Genomic DNA, 16,202 nt, shown 5'->3' on the forward strand with positions numbered 1-16,202 from the left:
GTCCTTTATCAGGACACTGTTATTCCCAGCACAAGCGGAAGTATGCTCTAAAAATGCCAGAAGTATGATCTCTGAAAAACTTGCTATGGTTTGACTTTATAGGTGATGGAAACTAGCTATAGAAACTCAATGTTCCCAACTAAGACGTTAATATTTTTAAAGGAACACTAGCTATAATTATTAACAAGGTCACGAAGCTTAACCTAACAAAAAAGGACTATAATGGTGTTCCAAATGGAAAATGAAAAAAATAGAAAATCAAATATCAATGTGAGAGCTGTTAGGCGTGTTATGGAGATATTAACGGCTTTTGATTTCAATCAGCCTGAATTAGGGCTCACAGAACTAAGCAAGAAGGTAAAGTTGCCCAAGAGTACACTTTATAGGTATCTTGAAACTTTAAAAGAAGGAGGATTCATAAGCCAAGACCCTGAAACTGGAAAATATAGGCTTGGGATAAAGATCTTTGAGCTGGGTTCAATAGTCCAGAATACATTGGATTTAAGGAAGATCGCTCACCCATACTTAAAGAAGTTGGCTGAGGAAACTGGAGAAACTGTGCACCTATGCATATTAGATGAAGAAAGAGGAGTGGGAGTATATGTCGATAAAATAGAAAATCCCTCAGCTAGAGTACGTTATTCTCAATTGGGAAAAACGATTCCCCTTCATGTTGGAGGAGTTGGGAAAGCTTTGATGGCTTACTTACCAAGAGAGAAAGTAGATGAAATTATAAGAAAATACGGTTTGCCGAAATTTACTAAGAATACTATTACAGATCCAGAGGAACTTAAAAAACATTTGCAAAAAGTAAAGGAACAAGGGTATTCAGTTGATAATGAAGAAGTTGAATTAGGACTTAGATGCGTGGCTGCACCGATAAGAGATAGTACAGGTAAGGTAATAGCTTCAATAAGCATTTCTGGACCATCTGCCAGAATAAATGAAAAGACAATTCCCCAACTTGCAGAGTTAGTTAAAGAAACAGCTTTAAAAATTTCTTATGAGTTAGGATTTAAGTCATAACCACATGAATCAAGAATATAGTTTTGTAATAGTTTTTAGCTTTAAATATTTTATTTTGTATCTCCAAATCTCTCCTATTTTGAATTGATTTTAGATTATAAATGCTTAGTTAGGAGGTTTTTGGTCTATTAAAGTTTAAATTAATTTGATGTTATTAGGGAAGAAAAAATCTTTGGATGAGAGGTATATTAAATTATGTTTCATTCTATAAAACTTAATTTTAATAAGCGAAAAAATTAAATATGTGAACATAGCAAGTAAATAATGTCAAACCCCCATTATTCCTTTTACATTTAAAAAGGAGTGTGGGAAAAATGACATTATTTGGTCAACCTCCTGAATGGGAGATTGCAGCAGGGGTAGCACTTTTAGTAACTGGTGGAGTATTTTCGGTGATTCCACCAACTTTACTTGGAAAGATGAAACCTAAAGATGCAGGTATAATTCAATTAGTTTGTGGGACAATTACCCTATTAGCAGGTCTTTATAACTTTTTTATACAAAAGATGTATGGTCCGCCAGTAATACTTCCAATAATTTTTGGTACAACACAGATTTCAGCCGGTTGGCATAACTACAAAGAAGTTGAAGCTACCGGATTAGGATGGCTTTCTATAATATATGCCATAACCTGCGTAGTCGTAGCATGGATATTCGCATCAACAGGAGAGTGGATATATTTTGGACTTGATATTTCATGGTTGTTAATCTATGTATCCTTTATTCCTCTTGTAAGTCCAGAACTCTCACAAAAACCTGCTGTATTTAAATTCTTGGTTTATTATAATTGGATAGAAACATATGTTGGATTACTTGCTCCGGGATTGATAATACTTAGTGGACATTCTCTCTTGATGCATTAGTCTATCTTTTTATTGTTTATTTTATGAATATTAGGTTTAGTGTCTATATTTTATTATTCAAAATTATATTATTATACAAATGCCAAAACCATTGATTGTTTCATTATATGAAACAATATTTTAATAAACGAAAAAGTTAAATATGACAAATGACGTCATTTATTAATGATATTTTATACGCGGGGGTGAAGGAATGAAGTCTCTAGTAGTTGTTCCAGATAGGTGTACAGGGTGCTACCGCTGTGAGTTAATTTGTTCTTTTGTCCATTTCAAAACAATAAGCCCAGCAAAGTCTGCAATACGTGTGGTACGTAAAGACCATGCTCCAGTAGATGTGCCAATATTCTGTATCCAGTGTGGCTTGTGCATAGGTGTGTGTCCTGTAAATGCCCTCTCAAGAGATCCAAAGACTCAGGCAGTAGTTGTAGACAAGGAAAAGTGCATAGGATGTGGAAGATGTGTGTATGTGTGTCCATATGGAGCAGTTACGTTAGACCCTGAAACAAGAAAAGCTGTTAAGTGCGACCTCTGTGGTGGAGATCCTCAATGTGTAAAGATTTGTCCTGAAAATGCGATACAGTACGTGGATGTAAACAAGGCCAGCCATTTCAAGAGAGTTGCATTTGCGAACCTTTGGAGAAAGGAGATTACACCACTAGTTCCATATCCAAGGAGGGGGTGAGTGAGATGCCAGAGTGGTATGGATATACTGGGAGAGTATTGCGTGTAGACTTAACCAAAAAAGAGGTTAAGGTGGAAGAATTAAGAAAAGATTGGGCCAGGTTATATATCGGAGGAGCTGGTATTGGTGCGAGAATACTTTGGGAAGAATTAGCTCCAAAAACAGACCCACTAAGCCCAAAGAATATACTAGTAGTTGCAACAGGCCCATTTGCTGGTACTCCTATTCCTGGTTCCGGTAACATATTCTATACCTTTAAGTCCCCCCAAACTGGTGCATGGGCAGAAACTCGTTCGGGGGGATCGTTTGGTCCAAAACTAAAGTTTGCAGGATTTGACTTTATAATAATCAAAGGCAAAGCTGACAAACCCGTGTATCTATGGGTACATGATGGCACTGCTGAAATTAAAAATGCTGAACACATCTGGGGGAAAACAGTACATGAAACAACAGACATTCTGTTAGAAGAGGTAGGAGAACCAGAGGCATCTGTTGCTTGTATCGGTCCAGCAGGTGAAAAGCTCGTCAAATATGCTGCAATAATGAATGATTATGACAGAGCTGCAGGTAGGTGTGGTGGTGGAGCAGTGATGGGGTCAAAGAACCTGAAAGCAATTGTAGTATCAGGAGAGGAAGAAGTGCATGTTGCTGACCCTGATAAGTTCTATGAAGCTGTTATGGAAGCTTCTGATGCCATGAGAAATTATTTCTTCCAAGATTCAATAGGCAGGTTAGGTACCATAGGATTAGTGAATGGTCTAAATGCTGCAGGTGCTTTGCCAACAAAGAACTTTGCAACATTGCACTTCCCCGAAGCAGATAACATATCCGGAGAAACTTTAGCTGAGAAATATCTAATAAAGAGAAGAGGATGCTATGCATGTACCATAAACTGTGGAAGATATTCGTGGGTACCATTTGGACAATTCTTTGCTCCACCTCATGAAGGGCCAGAATATGAAACAGCAGATATGATGGGAGCTATGACCCTGACTGACAACTTAGAAGCGATAATTAGAGCAAATTATCTTTGTAATAACTATGGGCTTGACACAATTAGCACAGGAAACACTATAGCCTTTGCAATGGAGCTCTTTGAAAGAGGGATAATTACAGAAAAAGACACTGGTGGACTTAAGCTTGAATGGGGTAATCCAGAAGTGTTAATAACCTTAATCAATCAAATAGCAAAGAGAGAAGGGTTTGGAGATCTACTGGCAGAGGGTACTAAGAGAGCCGCTGAAAAAATTGGAAAAGGTGCAGAAGAGTTCGCAGTACATGTGAAAGGATTAGAAGTACCAGCCCATGATCCAAGAGGAGAAAGTAGGTCATTTGCCATCCAATATGCTGTGACGCCAAGAGGAGCATGTCATATGCATCCAAACTGGGCAGGAGCGTATGATTTCATTCCTCTAGACAATGGTCTAAAGCCCTATGGACTACCGTGGCCTCCTCCAGATAAGTTTGCTGAGACCGGTGTAAACAGAGGAGTAGCATATAGGCTACTTGCCATTCATGGAGAACTAGCTGAAATGGTAGGCCTATGCAGATTCTACCTCTGGGGCGGAGAGGACTATGGCCTAGCGTGTATGACACCCAAGAGAATAGCCACACTTTATTCAACATTAACGGGCTTTGAGATCAGTGATGTTGAGCTGATGAAAGCAGGAGAGCGTGTATGGAACTTAAAGAGATGCTTCAATGTGAGAGAAGGATTCACAAGAAAAGACGACAAACTTCCAAAGAGGCTTCTAGAGCCTGTTCAAACAGGCCCAACTAAAGGACAAGCCGTTAAAAACTTAGAGGGATTACTAGACGAAGCATATGAAGCATTTGGGTGGGATAAGAAAACAGGTATACCCACGAGGGAGAAGCTTGAAGAATTAGGATTAAAGGATGTGGCAGACGAACTTGAAAGACAATTAGGACAGTTGCCTTGATTCTCCTTTTATTTTTAACTCTCTTTGTGTTAGTGCGTAGATTACGACTGATTAACTAAGTTATGGGTGGTTGGGATGAAAACAGTGCATCTAATGTATGCAGGAAAAGTTTCAGAGATAACAGGTAAGCTAAAAGAGGACATTAAAATCGACGATGAATGTACTGTATACGACCTTCTTAAGAAATTGACAATGCGGTATACTCCGGGATTCAAAAAAGAGGTATTTGATCCTGAAAAGGCAGAGACAATGCCTGATGTTATCATTCTTATTAATGGTTCGATAGTTCGAGACTTTAATAAAAAATTAAATGACGGAGATTTCGTCAGTATACTCCAAGCAGTAAGTGGAGGGTAATGGGATACCTAATTCTTGGTGGTTGGGATGAAAACAGTGCATCTAATGTATGCAGGAAAAGTTTCAGAGATAACAGGTAAGCTACGAGAAAAGATTGAAGTTAATGATGAGTGCACTATTCATGATATTCTCGAAGAATTGGCAGTGCAATATGGCCCGAGGTTCGAGAAGGAAGTTTTTGATCATAAAAAAGGGACGATGCCATATGATATTGTTGTTCTTATTAATGGTTCGATAGTTCGAGACTTTAATAAAAAATTAAATGACGGAGATTTCGTCAGTATACTCCAAGCAATATGTGGTTAAAGAAAATAGGAGACTTTAGGCCTACTTTCTAAATAATTCTTCTAGTCTCCTAAAATTTCTGAGGCTATAGTCACTTAATTTCTTTTTTGATTTTGGCATTTTTATTGTCTCAAGTTTTAGCCCCAAGGGTTGTGTAGCATCAATTCCTCCTCTATCGGATGCACCATTTCCAGCCGTTGGGTCTAGACCAGCTCTTGGACAATTAGGTATTATCACAACATCTTTTGACATTTGAACTCTTGTCGCTATTGCCCACATTACATGGCTGTCATCGAATATGTCTATATCCTCATCTACCACTATTACGTGTTTTATCACGGGGTATGCACTTAACGTGGCTAAAATTACATTTTTTGCATCAAACTCATTCACCTTTTTTATCTGCACATAGCAATTGAATCTACATCCCCCAGAAACGGGAAGATGAACATTCTTTACATTTGGGACTAAAGATTTGACAGTTTTATACACGTACGCTTCAATAGGGATTCCTCCCAATATAAAATGGTCATTGTGTCCAGGAAATACCCCCATGTAGAAGGCGTCTTTGCGCATATTTATTGCAGTAATTTCTATCACATGGCTTTTGGTTTTAGGACCATAGTACCTGGGATACTCCCCAAATCCTCCCTCCTCTTCTTCAATGTTTGCGAGAATTTTACCTTCAAGGACTATTTCAGCATCCGCAGGTATTAAGAAGTCGTCCCCGAGTGTTTCTGATTTTGTGACTCTAAGAGGAGTCTCCATAACCCCTCCTATAATTCTATACTCATCTTCTTCAATTCCCTTAATTGTTTGTGCACCAAAATAGAAACGAGGATGATGTCCTATCACAATGACAACAGGTATATCTTCCCCCCTCTTCTCATAGTCTCTTACATAAATATCCGTGTGTCTGCCTGGAACTATGAACACTCCCAGCTTATTTGGTTCTTTATATTGGTTTCTGAGGATTGCAGCATTATAGCCATATTCAGGATGTTTAAGTATATGCACTCCAGCAGTTATATATGGACCTGCATCTTTTTCATGATGCTTTAATATTGGAAATTCTCTCAAATCTACATCCTTACCCTTAATGACAACTTCTTTTACTGGAGCCTCTTTGGCTTCAACATAAACTGGATCTAATTGGTTATCTTCTAGTTCTGCATATTTTTTTGAGACATTCTCCATAGTAGTATTAAAAATCCTCGCACACCGTTGTCTAGATGCAAAGATATTTATCACTAATGGGTATTTGCTTATTCTTCCTTTTAGATTCCTAACTTTTCTGAATATTACGATGGGGTACTTTTTCTGATTTTCTAATTCCCACAAAAGGTTTGTAGCTTCCAAGTTCCAGTCAACCTCATCATCTACCACGAGGACTTCATCTGCCATTTCTTCCAAAAACCTACGCAGATCCATCAATCAACCCCCTACAAAGTGTTTGGGAAAAATTAGAAAATCATAGGTTTGACCTCGTGCTTTTATAGACAATTGTATCCAACTCAAGCTCTTTGAGTTTTTCTTGCTTTGGTATTCCTGTTTCTGTCCATCCCCTGAGCTCATAATATTCGCTCAGAAGTTTTCCTAAGTGAGGCAGAAAACCTCTGGTTCCTCTGCCTGTTTTGCATGTCAGCAACCTTGGATGAAGAATATCATCTTTTCTGCTAATGCCTTCACGTACGTTAATCATTCTCTTTAGATTGAAAATTCTTTCTCCTGCAATCATAACTGTTTTGGTATCAAAGTCAAATCCTGTTACATAAGTTAGCCATTCTGCTAATAACTTTGGACCAACTCCTCCAAAAATTAGGAACTTACAAATTACGAGAGAATCAAATACTGACATCAAATTCTGCATTTTAATGACCATCTCTGCTTTTCCATCTAGCGAAAATCTATCCAACGGTTTTGGATATCCCAACTCTGGCATGCTAACATTTCTTTCAAGCGGGTGTGAAAATGCTTGAAGATGACAAGGACCACGGTTACCAGTTGCATAACCAAGTGCTACACTAGCATATGCCCTAGGGTCGTGCATAGTGGGTTCAAGCTTCTTTACATGAACTGCAAACTCTTCGGATAACGGACCAAGCTCTTTGCTGGCCCTATATACCCCTTGGCTTAACAGTCTACCAATACCTTTCTTGTAGGCGATTGCATCGATAAGGTTAATTATGGCATCTGAGTCGCCCCACTCTATTTTTTCCTTTAATATTCCTTTTTCTGAAGCCTCCATAGCAAATGCAATTGTTGCACCTACAGAAATGGTATCCAACCCATATCTATCACACAACTCATTTGCCTTTATTATCGCCTTAAGATCATCATTTAAGCACAAACTACCCAATGCTGCAAGGGTTTCATATTCTGGACACTTTCCATCAACTTTTCCATATTTATCGTCCTTTAAAAAGACTTTATGTCCACATGCTATTGGACATCCATAGCATCCATACTTCTTAGTTGTGAACTTGATAAGCTCTTCCCCAGATATTTTTTCTGCTTTGTCCCAGCTTCCTTGAGTCCAATTCTTAGTTGGGAGATCACCTAACTCGCTACACAATAGAACCAATCCCGCGGTTCCATATTTGGATAATGCCTTAGTTTTATTTTTTATGTCTGGGATAACTGGGAGGACAGACTCTCTTAGTTTGTCTTCGTCTACTACATAAGGGGTATCATCTCCTCTAACTACTACTGCTTTAAGCCTCTTTGAACCCATTACAGCTCCTACTCCACATCTAGCAGCGACACCACCCCTAACATCAGGGTTCGGTTCATGGATTATGGACGATATTAGTACCATGTTTTCCCCAGCCGGTCCAATAGTTGCTACTTTTGCATTCTTGTCTGTCTCTTTACGAAGCTCTCTATCTGCCTCATAAGTGTCTAATCCCCAAAAATCTGAGGCATCTCTGAATTCTACTTTTCCATCGTGAATCCATAGATATATTGGTTTTCTAGCTTTTCCAGTGATAACAACCCCCATAAATCCTGCTTTTCTCAATTCACTTCCCCAGAAACCTCCTGCTATACTTTCTCCTATAAGCCCGGTGAGAGGAGATTTTGTAATTACAGCATGCTTTCCACTTGCAGGAATAGGAGTGCCAGTTAAAGGACCTGTCATGAATATGAGAGGATTTCCAGGTGAAAATGGGTGGACGTATTCATCTGTTTCTTCCCATAGTATTTTTGCTCCTATTCCGACTCCACCAATAAATTTTGTTATTTCAGACTTGCTTAGCTCTCTTTCAGTGACTTTATTTTTTGTTAAGTTTATCTCAGCAATTTTATATGTAACAACCATCCTTTTTACCCCCTTTAATTCACAGAGGAAGGGAAAAATAGTAAAACAAAACTCACCAGTAGTGTAGAGATAGCTCATATATGGTTTCAATCTCTTTAGGAGTGTATTTTATTGGACTAGCAGGCCATGGTCTTACCATACTCTCCTTTGCCATTTGTGGAATCTCATCTCTTCCGATTCCTAATGCCTCAAGACCGTTTGGAAAGCCTATATCTCTTAACAATTCGGCAAGAGCTTCACTAGCCATTAGTGCAGCTTCTCTTTTGGACAAGCCTTTAATGTTTTTGCCAAATAATTCTGCAATTCTAGCAACTTTATCTGGAAGTATTGGGGCTATGAACTTTAAGAATCCTGGACCGAGCACTCCTACTGTTACTCCGTGGGGTAGATGTTTTCTGAATGCAATTGGATATGCCATCGCATGAGGCAAATGCAGTCCTGCATTTTCAAATGATACTCCTGCAAGAAATGCCGCCAATGCCATATTGGTCCTAGCTTCTAAATCATCTCCGTTCCATACTGCAACTCTCAGATTTTTTGCTATCAACTCAATAGCTTTTTCTGCTAGCAAATCTGTAAGGATATTGGAACCCGCATAAGGGCTTCTCTTTGGCATTGAATAAAAAGGTCTTGCTGTATATGCTTCAATTGCGTGCATTAATGCATCAATTCCAGCGCTTGCTGTAACTCCAGGAGGTGCTGTGATGGTATTCAATGGATCCACTATCGCTAAAGATGGAATCAGGAAGGTACTCAAAAAGGCTGCTTTTGTATTAAGCTCAGGTAGGCCAACAACAGCAGCATGGGAGGTTTCACTTCCTGTGCCTGCAGTTGTTGGAATTGCAATTAGGGGCTTTAATGGGCCTGGGACAGGTTTACCTCGCCCTATAGGCTTAGGCAAGTAATCCATAAAGTCCGCTGGATACGTACAGAGCAAATCTGTCACTTTTGCCACATCTATACTACTTCCACCTCCTACGCCTATGAATCCATTAAAATTTTTATCTTTGGCATAATCTACGCATTCCATGATATTATCTTTGGATGGTTCTGGCTCTACATTGTCCCAGATATCTACTCTAATGCCTTCTTTTTCTAGCGATTCCTGCACTTTCGTAATTATATCTGTTTTTTCGTGTATTACCTTATCTGTAATTACCAATATATTAGTCATGCCAAGCCTTTTCGCTTCAGTTCCTACTTCGTTTGTTGCACCTACGCCAAACTTTAGCGGTGCATTTCTTAAGGTAAAAACATTATTAAATACAAATTTCAAATCTACCCCTCCTATTCACCATAGAGTTGCCTTAAATTCTCCTATAACTTCCTCTGATGGGCGATCTTTTGGAGCCAATAAGCCATCTTCCATTAAAGACCCCCTAGTCTGACCTTGTCATATACTAAATTTTTTATTGTTATATTTAATTTTTTCTCTTAATAAAATATTGTTCCACACAATGAAACCACTGATTTGACAATATCTTCCAACATCCGAACCTAGAATGAACCAAAAAGTAACTAGAAAATAACCTGCAAATATTCTGCCAATCTATATGCTTGAAATTCTCCTAAGAGCAATTAGTTTGCTCTTTAACCTCTTTAACAGTTTTTAGCAGCGTTCCTAATCTAGTATAATACTCCAGCTTTAGAGACTTTAACATAAGTCTTTCAGCAACTTGTTAATAACTTACAGTAAGACGATAGAGAATATGCTTACTAAAAAAGAATTCCCACAAATTCGTTTAACAAGTATTCCGATAAAAGCTGTTGAGGCTTCCAAGAAATATTTGTCAAAAGTAAAGGTCTACCAATAAAGGTTTGGGATAATTTGGAACAATGTTTTATTAGATAGAAAGTGTTAAATATTAACAATTCAATAATTTTAGTGAAGTGTTAGAAAATGTTATCAAACTACATGGAAAAGATGTAAAAATAACAATTGCTCCTTATGGAAGGTATACAGTATTCTCGGAGTAAGGAGGGATTTAATAATGAAAAGACGTATTGCCCAAGAGAGAATAAAAAGATTCCAAAAAATACTTCAGGAAAATAAGATAGACATTGATGTTGCATTATTTACACGAAGAGAGAATACAATTTACTTCACAGGTGGAATAACACAAGTCGAATGTATTGCCGTTATTATTCCTAAAGAGGGAGATCCGGCGGTTATAACTCTCTGGCTTGATGCTCCATATGTTGCAGAGAATAGTGGAATTGAGAAAGTATTTGGCTACCACTTCCCAAGTAATAACCTAGGAAAAAAAGTCGTAGAAGTACTTAAAACAGAATTTGGATTAAAAGCTCCAAAAATTAAAATAGGTACTGAAAGATACTTTATGGATTTTTATCTTTATAATGAACTAAAGAAGGGTTTTCCTAAAATAGAGTTCATTGATCTTTCTGAAATTATATACAAGGTAAGAGCTGTGAAAGAACCGCGAGAGATTAATTATAATATAAAGAAAGCTAGTGCGATTGTTGTTAGAGGTATGGAAGCAGCAATAAACTCAGTGAAACCGGGAATATCTGAAGTTGAGGTATTAGCTGAAGCAGAATATGCAATGCGTAAAGCAGGTTCGGAAGGTTCAAATTTCAGAATGCAGGTTCTAGCAGGTTCCGAAAGACAACTATTAACACATCCATATGCAAGCAATAATAAAATTAAGAACAATCAAACAGTTGTGATTCATCTAGGAGCTACATATATGGGATATTCTGCCAAAATGTGCAGAACTGTTGCCGTAGGAAAAGTACCTGAAAAAACTAAGGAGATTTATGAGGTTATATTAGATGCTCAAACAACTGCAATTAATGCACTAAAGCCTGGAAAACTAGCTAGTGAAGTATTCAACGCTGCATATGAGGTAGTGAGAAAAGCAGGTTACGGAAATTACTTTTTAGATGTAATAGGATACGGTATAGGGTTGCGTCAATCTGAATTTTATCCAATAATTAAAAAGAATTCAGAGCATAGAATTGAGTCAAATATGGTTGTAGGCTTGCTTTTGCCAACTATATATGTAAAGAATTATGGTGGACCCAGAGTCACAGATGTGATCCAAGTAACAGAAGATGGCCCCAGAATACTTACCAAATATCCACGAGAGCTCATTGAGCTTTAAAATTTAGGTTAATAATAAAATGTCAAGATAGACAGTTGATTTCGTGTGTATTTACTGCTATAATTGGTAGTTGTGGGATATGAGTTTGTGCATTATATGTTAACAGCGATTTGTAGTCAACAATTAAATGATAATTACAGTCAAAAATTGCTCTCTGTCTTTTGTCTCGGAAATAGAAATAAGAAGCGTTCTCGAATTTTTAGAGGGACATCAGGAGGAGTTAAAAGATAAGAGGGTTGCAGTGTTTGTGGTATGTATGGCTGAGTTGTTTGGACACTTTACCAGAAAATACATCCAAAAGCACTACCTCCAGCCCTTTGGTTAAAAGAATTCCGGGGAATATCGTTAAAACTGGCATTTTTAGAGGATGGATTGTAAAGCCAGATTTTACGCAAAGGGAAAAAGCTGTGAAGTGGATAAGAGGAGTCATAAGAGATTCCAAAAGGAAAGTTAATCAAGAGAAAACGGCAGCTTAACTTTTTCTCCTTTTTCTCGTTTATGGAGCTCCTTTCTGTAAGCTTCAAGTGGTTTGTCCTCCTTCTTGAGGAAGCGTGCAAAGGTGAGAGGTTCCTTCTCAAGCTCCTCAAAGAACTGAGGGTAACGTTTATCTCTAATCAAGTGGTGGTCGAGAATAACTTCAGCATTGGTCTCTTTGATTATCTCGCTTATGTTTTTTAGTCCCACCTTCCAAGCATCCTTAACGCGGTAGCCCTCTAAATAAATTGGAGGACCACCGGTTATTAGAATGTCAGGCATCTGCTTTATTATCCACTCCTTCGCCTTCTCATTTAAGAGCTGAATGTCGCTCGCATGGATTAATCTTTTAGTTCCGTCATCAATCATCACCATAATTACAAAGCCGAGCTTTGAACCTTCAGCTCCGTGAGGAACGGCTGGGGAGAACTCCATGATGAAATCCCCAAAATCAAAGAACTTCCCATCGACATATTCAATTTTCTTCGCAATCTTTTCAGTCTCCTTTAGAAAAGCCCAAGCCCTCTTCCTCTGGCTGAAGTTTATGTTCTCCTTGGGGTGCTTTATCAAAAGCGTTTTTCCTTCATAGATCTCCCTCGCCCTCTCTGGCGAAGAACTTTCGTAGAGGCCTTCAAAGAAGGGCGTGTGATGATCATAGTGGTAGTGAGAGATCGTGATTATCTCAGATTCTTTAGCATAAGTTTGAATTTTCTCCCTAGCCTTTGCTAAAGCTTCAAGTTCAGCTTTTGCCGGTGGTAGAGAATAACGCTTGGGTCCTAGGGCAACTCCGGGATCAATTAAGATACCTATTCTTCTAATTTTAACATAAGTTGCTAGACTTCTAACTCCTAAGCTCTCAGATGCTAAAGGGATGATTTTCATAAGCTCACCAAGAGAGAATAGCAAAAGAGAAATAAAAACTCAACGGTGAAAAGAAAAGAGAAGTCAGACGTACTCCTCTAGCTCGAGCTCCTTGAGCTTCTCTTCTGGGATCTTTCCGTCCTCTGTCCAGCCTCTCAGGGCGTAGTACCTTGGAAGCATCTCCTTGAGTCTAACGACGTGTCCCTTGTTGGGTCCTTCTGGCATTGGCTCTTCGAGGAGTCTCTTTGGTAATGTGTCCTCCTTGAGTGGATCAAGTCCAGCCTTGAGGTTGAAGAGTCTCTCAGCATTCCAGATTCTCTCACCGATCTTGAGGTATTCCTCAGTTGTGAAGTCCCAGCCAAGGGCTGCGTTGAGTAGGTCTCTGTAGTCGTCAGCTCCAAGTCCGAAGGTTGTGAAGACACACAGACCGGCGGCATCAATTAATGCTGTCAAGTCTTGGAAGAGGATGACCATCTTCACCTTCTCGTCGCTTATGTCGTGTGGATCCATCTTGTATGGATATCCTAAGATTTCTGGGCTGATCATGTAGTTCTTAATGTGACATCCTCCTCTGTTGTTTGTTGCATAAGCTAAACCGTGGCCTTCAGCACCTCTTGGGTCGTAAGCTGGCAACTCTTGCTTCTTGACACCCATGAAGTACTCGACACCGTTGAACTTCTCAGCGAGTCTGTAACCACCTTCAGCCAAGATGTCACCGAAGCCCTTCCTGAATGTGAGCTTCTCAATGTAGTAGTGCAAAACCTCAGTGTTGCCCCATCTGAGTGGTGGGGCATCTCCAAGGTCTTCGTCCTTTATGAGGCCTTTCTCATAGAGCTCCATTGCTGTTGCTAAAGTACCACCTGTTGAGATTGTATCCAATCCATACTCATCACAGAGGTGGTTTGCTTCAATTATGCTTGCGAGGTCGTTTATGCCAAGATTTGCACCAAGAGCCCAAATGCTCTCATACTCTGGTCCTTCAGTCTCTCCAAGGGTTGGGAGAACGTTAACTCTTCCACATCCAATTGGACATGCAAAACATGGCTTGTTTCTCACTAGGTACTTGGCAGTCATTGCCTCACCGCTCTGTTCCTCAGCATACTTGAACACACCAGTCTGGAAGTTCCTTGTTGGATAGAGACCGTTTGAGTTGATGATGTTAACCAGAACAGCTGTTCCGTACTTTGGCAGTCCGCCACCTGCAACCGGATCCTTCTTGAGCTTCTCAATCTTCTCCTTGACAACGCTTGTGAACTTCTGCCTGTCAGCAATCTCGACTCTCTTGTGACCTCTAACAACTACAGCCTTAAGGTTCTTTGAGCCCATTACAGCACCAACACCGCCTCTACCTGCTGCCCTGTGCCCGTTGTTCATCACGGCAGCGAATCTGACTAAGTTTTCACCAGCTGGTCCAATTGATGCGATCTGTACTTTCTTGTCTCCAACTTCTTCTGTGAGAATCTTCTCAGTCTCGCTGACGACTTTACCCCATACGTGTGAGGCATCTCTTAGTTCAACTTGGTCATCGTTTATGTAGAGATACACGGGGTGGTCTGCCTTACCTTCGAAGATTATTGCATCCCATCCGGCAAATTTAAGCTCTGCACCGAAGAATCCACCAGAGTTTGCCATAGCTATATAGCCAGTAAGCGGGCTCTTTGTGATAACCATGTATCTACCGCCTGTTGGGGCAGTTGTTCCTGTCAGTGGACCTGTTGCAAAGATTAACTTGTTCTCTGGGCTGAATGGGTCAACCTTGGGATCCATCTCTTTGAGGATATAGTAGATTCCGAAACCTCTGGTTCCAAGCCACTTCTTGGCAAACTTCTCATCAATTTTCTCTTCACTAATCTTCCCTGTTGTCAAGTTTACCCTCAAAATTTTACCTTGGTACCCAAACATATTTGAAACCTCCTAGATGTTGTCGAATAATTTTAGATATTTTATGGCTAATAAATTTGACGAAAGCAAAGCCGTTTATAGACGAAAATATTATTAAATTTATTTGTTTACCTAATATATTAGAATAATAACAAATCAAGCTATCAAAACCCGTTAAAAATTGAAGATAAATAGTTAGAATAGTAAGGGACTAACTGTATAACAAACAAAATTTGACATACTATAAGCTACCAGAAACCTTTGACACCTTTCTCTGGGATGGGACATAGAACAATCCTTCTAGCCCACAGACAATCGCCGCAGCTTGGAGTATTGCTCCAGCAATCTGCATTTGTGTCCTCAACAAAGCTACATGAATCAACAAGCGGGCAGTCTGTGCATGATGGATACAGGGCATTTTTTACAACAAATCTGAACCATGTATAGTCTCTGCTTGTCCAGATTTCTTTGAGGGATTTTTCTCTAACATTTCCGAAAGAGTAGGCATATACTTTCTTCTCTCTGCCGAAGACTACCTCTGGATATGTGTGAAGGAAGCGATAGCAGGGAGCAACTTCGCCATCCCACCTCACTACCGCGACTTTCTTTTCCACGAAGTCACAATGTCTCTCTGTTCTCAACTGAAATTCTGGGAGCTTGAGGAGGAATTGCTTGTAGGCTTTGGCATAGAGTTCATCAATGTAAGGTTGCAGATTAACACTTCCATCGTAGACTATCTGATCCGCATGCTTCTTCTCTATTGGGATTATATTTGAAAAGAGCAGGACGTCAATTCCTAAATCTCCGAGATAGTCTGCTATATGGGGCATCTGCCAGTAGTTTTCTTTTGTTACAACGACCTCAACACCTATGTGAGGGAAGTCTTTTCTTTGGCGCTTTTTTTCTTCAATAATCTTCTTTATTCGATCAACAGCGACACTTGGCATTATATGTCCAATTCTGGTCTCTTGGGTTGGTATTGCATCGAGCGAAATGTAGATTAAGTCCACATCTAACTCTACAAGTTCTTTGATTCTCTTATCTGTGAGAAGGAATCCATTGGTTGACATTCCAAATGCGTAGCCTCTCTTTTTGACTTCTTTTACCATGTCCATGAAGCGCGGATGGACTGTTGGCTCCCCTATGCCTCCAAAATATATCATCTCGAGCTCTGGAAACTCCTCCGCATCATCAAGGATTTTTAAGAAAAGATTATAGTCCATATCCCCCTCTTCATCTTCCCAGTACTGCTTAAAGCACATCTCACATCTCAAATTGCACCGATTTGTTATTTCAATGTAAAGGTATTTCAAGTCTGGCTCCTTTGGAATTAAAATCAAACTATTATCAAAGCTGAACCTGTGCATGTCGCCTTTCATACCACATCAC

General features: G+C 39.4%; 14 protein-coding genes. 8 read left to right on the top strand and 6 right to left on the bottom strand.

From position 1 onward, the window contains the following. Nucleotides 1–234 precede the first annotated feature (234 nt). The 6 genes from E3E24_RS08775 to E3E24_RS08800 all read left to right on the top strand — a co-directional run bounded on the left by E3E24_RS08775 (nucleotide 235) and on the right by E3E24_RS08800 (nucleotide 5,174). Complete coding sequence (locus E3E24_RS08775) at nucleotides 235–1,026, top strand: IclR family transcriptional regulator (RefSeq protein WP_167915886.1); 792 nt, start codon at nucleotides 235–237, stop codon at nucleotides 1,024–1,026. Nucleotides 1,027–1,340: 314 nt separating this feature from the next. Further along, nucleotides 1,341–1,889, top strand: coding sequence for an AmiS/UreI family transporter (locus E3E24_RS08780; protein WP_240912565.1), 549 nt, complete (start codon nucleotides 1,341–1,343; stop codon nucleotides 1,887–1,889). Between the two features lie 193 nt (nucleotides 1,890–2,082). Further along, complete coding sequence (locus tag E3E24_RS08785) at nucleotides 2,083–2,571, top strand: 4Fe-4S dicluster domain-containing protein (RefSeq protein WP_167915888.1); 489 nt, start codon at nucleotides 2,083–2,085, stop codon at nucleotides 2,569–2,571. Nucleotides 2,572–2,576: 5 nt separating this feature from the next. After that, a complete protein-coding gene (locus tag E3E24_RS08790; protein WP_167915889.1) occupies nucleotides 2,577–4,511 on the top strand; it encodes an aldehyde ferredoxin oxidoreductase family protein in 1,935 nt (644 codons plus the stop codon). 75 nt (nucleotides 4,512–4,586) lie between these two features. Beyond that, nucleotides 4,587–4,868: a MoaD/ThiS family protein gene (locus E3E24_RS08795; RefSeq protein ID WP_167915890.1), complete on the top strand. Its 282-nt coding sequence runs from the start codon at nucleotides 4,587–4,589 to the stop codon at nucleotides 4,866–4,868. Between the two features lie 27 nt (nucleotides 4,869–4,895). Next, the gene (locus E3E24_RS08800; protein WP_167915891.1) at nucleotides 4,896–5,174 is read left to right on the top strand and encodes a MoaD/ThiS family protein; all 279 of its coding nucleotides are present in this window, start codon (nucleotides 4,896–4,898) and stop codon (nucleotides 5,172–5,174) included. Between the two features lie 21 nt (nucleotides 5,175–5,195). Here the strand turns inward: E3E24_RS08800 and E3E24_RS08805 are convergent, their stop codons facing one another. Genes E3E24_RS08805 through E3E24_RS08815 form a run of 3 tightly spaced genes read right to left on the bottom strand, consistent with a single transcriptional unit; the run spans nucleotide 5,196 to nucleotide 9,748 of the window. Next, entirely contained in the window at nucleotides 5,196–6,584 is a 1,389-nt protein-coding gene (locus tag E3E24_RS08805; RefSeq protein ID WP_167915892.1) for a UbiD family decarboxylase, read from the bottom strand. 40 nt (nucleotides 6,585–6,624) lie between these two features. Then, complete coding sequence (locus E3E24_RS08810) at nucleotides 6,625–8,472, bottom strand: aldehyde ferredoxin oxidoreductase family protein (RefSeq protein WP_167915893.1); 1,848 nt, start codon at nucleotides 8,470–8,472, stop codon at nucleotides 6,625–6,627. Between the two features lie 52 nt (nucleotides 8,473–8,524). Further along, entirely contained in the window at nucleotides 8,525–9,748 is a 1,224-nt protein-coding gene (locus E3E24_RS08815; RefSeq protein WP_167915894.1) for a hydroxyacid-oxoacid transhydrogenase, read from the bottom strand. A gap of 715 nt (nucleotides 9,749–10,463) precedes the next feature. Here E3E24_RS08815 and E3E24_RS08820 point away from each other — a divergent pair. Together E3E24_RS08820 and E3E24_RS12685 are read left to right on the top strand one after the other, a co-directional pair. Continuing rightward, on the top strand, nucleotides 10,464–11,597 hold the full coding sequence (locus E3E24_RS08820) for a Xaa-Pro peptidase family protein (protein WP_167915895.1): 1,134 nt from the start codon (nucleotides 10,464–10,466) through the stop codon (nucleotides 11,595–11,597). Nucleotides 11,598–11,724: 127 nt separating this feature from the next. Continuing rightward, nucleotides 11,725–11,922 carry a hypothetical protein gene (locus tag E3E24_RS12685; protein WP_206205329.1) on the top strand — a complete coding sequence of 66 codons (198 nt, stop codon included), beginning with the start codon at nucleotides 11,725–11,727 and terminating at the stop codon, nucleotides 11,920–11,922. A gap of 125 nt (nucleotides 11,923–12,047) precedes the next feature. On the opposite strand, the gene E3E24_RS08825 is transcribed toward E3E24_RS12685, so the two are convergent. The 3 genes from E3E24_RS08825 to E3E24_RS08835 form a co-directional block, all read right to left on the bottom strand. Beyond that, a complete protein-coding gene (locus E3E24_RS08825; RefSeq protein ID WP_167915896.1) occupies nucleotides 12,048–12,953 on the bottom strand; it encodes a hypothetical protein in 906 nt (301 codons plus the stop codon). Between the two features lie 63 nt (nucleotides 12,954–13,016). Continuing rightward, on the bottom strand, nucleotides 13,017–14,834 hold the full coding sequence (gene aor / locus E3E24_RS08830; protein WP_167915897.1) for an aldehyde ferredoxin oxidoreductase: 1,818 nt from the start codon (nucleotides 14,832–14,834) through the stop codon (nucleotides 13,017–13,019). 227 nt (nucleotides 14,835–15,061) lie between these two features. Further along, nucleotides 15,062–16,192: a tungsten cofactor oxidoreductase radical SAM maturase gene (locus E3E24_RS08835; protein WP_370520481.1), complete on the bottom strand. Its 1,131-nt coding sequence runs from the start codon at nucleotides 16,190–16,192 to the stop codon at nucleotides 15,062–15,064. Nucleotides 16,193–16,202: the final 10 nt, after the last annotated feature.

It is taken from the genome of Thermococcus sp. LS2 (genome assembly GCF_012027375.1).
Taxonomy (GTDB): domain Archaea; phylum Methanobacteriota_B; class Thermococci; order Thermococcales; family Thermococcaceae; genus Thermococcus_B.

Bases quoted from the DNA above. Each gene is read 5' to 3' on its own strand.
- E3E24_RS08775 (WP_167915886.1), top strand. From the start codon at position 235: ATGGAAAATGAAAAAAATAGAAAATCAAATATCAATGTGAGAGCTGTT.
- E3E24_RS08780 (WP_240912565.1), top strand. From the start codon at position 1,341: ATGACATTATTTGGTCAACCTCCTGAATGGGAGATTGCAGCAGGGGTA.
- E3E24_RS08785 (WP_167915888.1), top strand. From the start codon at position 2,083: ATGAAGTCTCTAGTAGTTGTTCCAGATAGGTGTACAGGGTGCTACCGC.
- E3E24_RS08790 (WP_167915889.1), top strand. From the start codon at position 2,577: ATGCCAGAGTGGTATGGATATACTGGGAGAGTATTGCGTGTAGACTTA.
- E3E24_RS08795 (WP_167915890.1), top strand. From the start codon at position 4,587: ATGAAAACAGTGCATCTAATGTATGCAGGAAAAGTTTCAGAGATAACA.
- E3E24_RS08800 (WP_167915891.1), top strand. From the start codon at position 4,896: ATGAAAACAGTGCATCTAATGTATGCAGGAAAAGTTTCAGAGATAACA.
- E3E24_RS08805 (WP_167915892.1), bottom strand. From the start codon at position 6,584: ATGGATCTGCGTAGGTTTTTGGAAGAAATGGCAGATGAAGTCCTCGTG.
- E3E24_RS08810 (WP_167915893.1), bottom strand. From the start codon at position 8,472: ATGGTTGTTACATATAAAATTGCTGAGATAAACTTAACAAAAAATAAA.
- E3E24_RS08820 (WP_167915895.1), top strand. From the start codon at position 10,464: ATGAAAAGACGTATTGCCCAAGAGAGAATAAAAAGATTCCAAAAAATA.
- E3E24_RS12685 (WP_206205329.1), top strand. From the start codon at position 11,725: ATGATAATTACAGTCAAAAATTGCTCTCTGTCTTTTGTCTCGGAAATA.
- E3E24_RS08825 (WP_167915896.1), bottom strand. From the start codon at position 12,953: ATGAAAATCATCCCTTTAGCATCTGAGAGCTTAGGAGTTAGAAGTCTA.
- aor (WP_167915897.1), bottom strand. From the start codon at position 14,834: ATGTTTGGGTACCAAGGTAAAATTTTGAGGGTAAACTTGACAACAGGG.
- E3E24_RS08835 (WP_370520481.1), bottom strand. From the start codon at position 16,192: ATGAAAGGCGACATGCACAGGTTCAGCTTTGATAATAGTTTGATTTTA.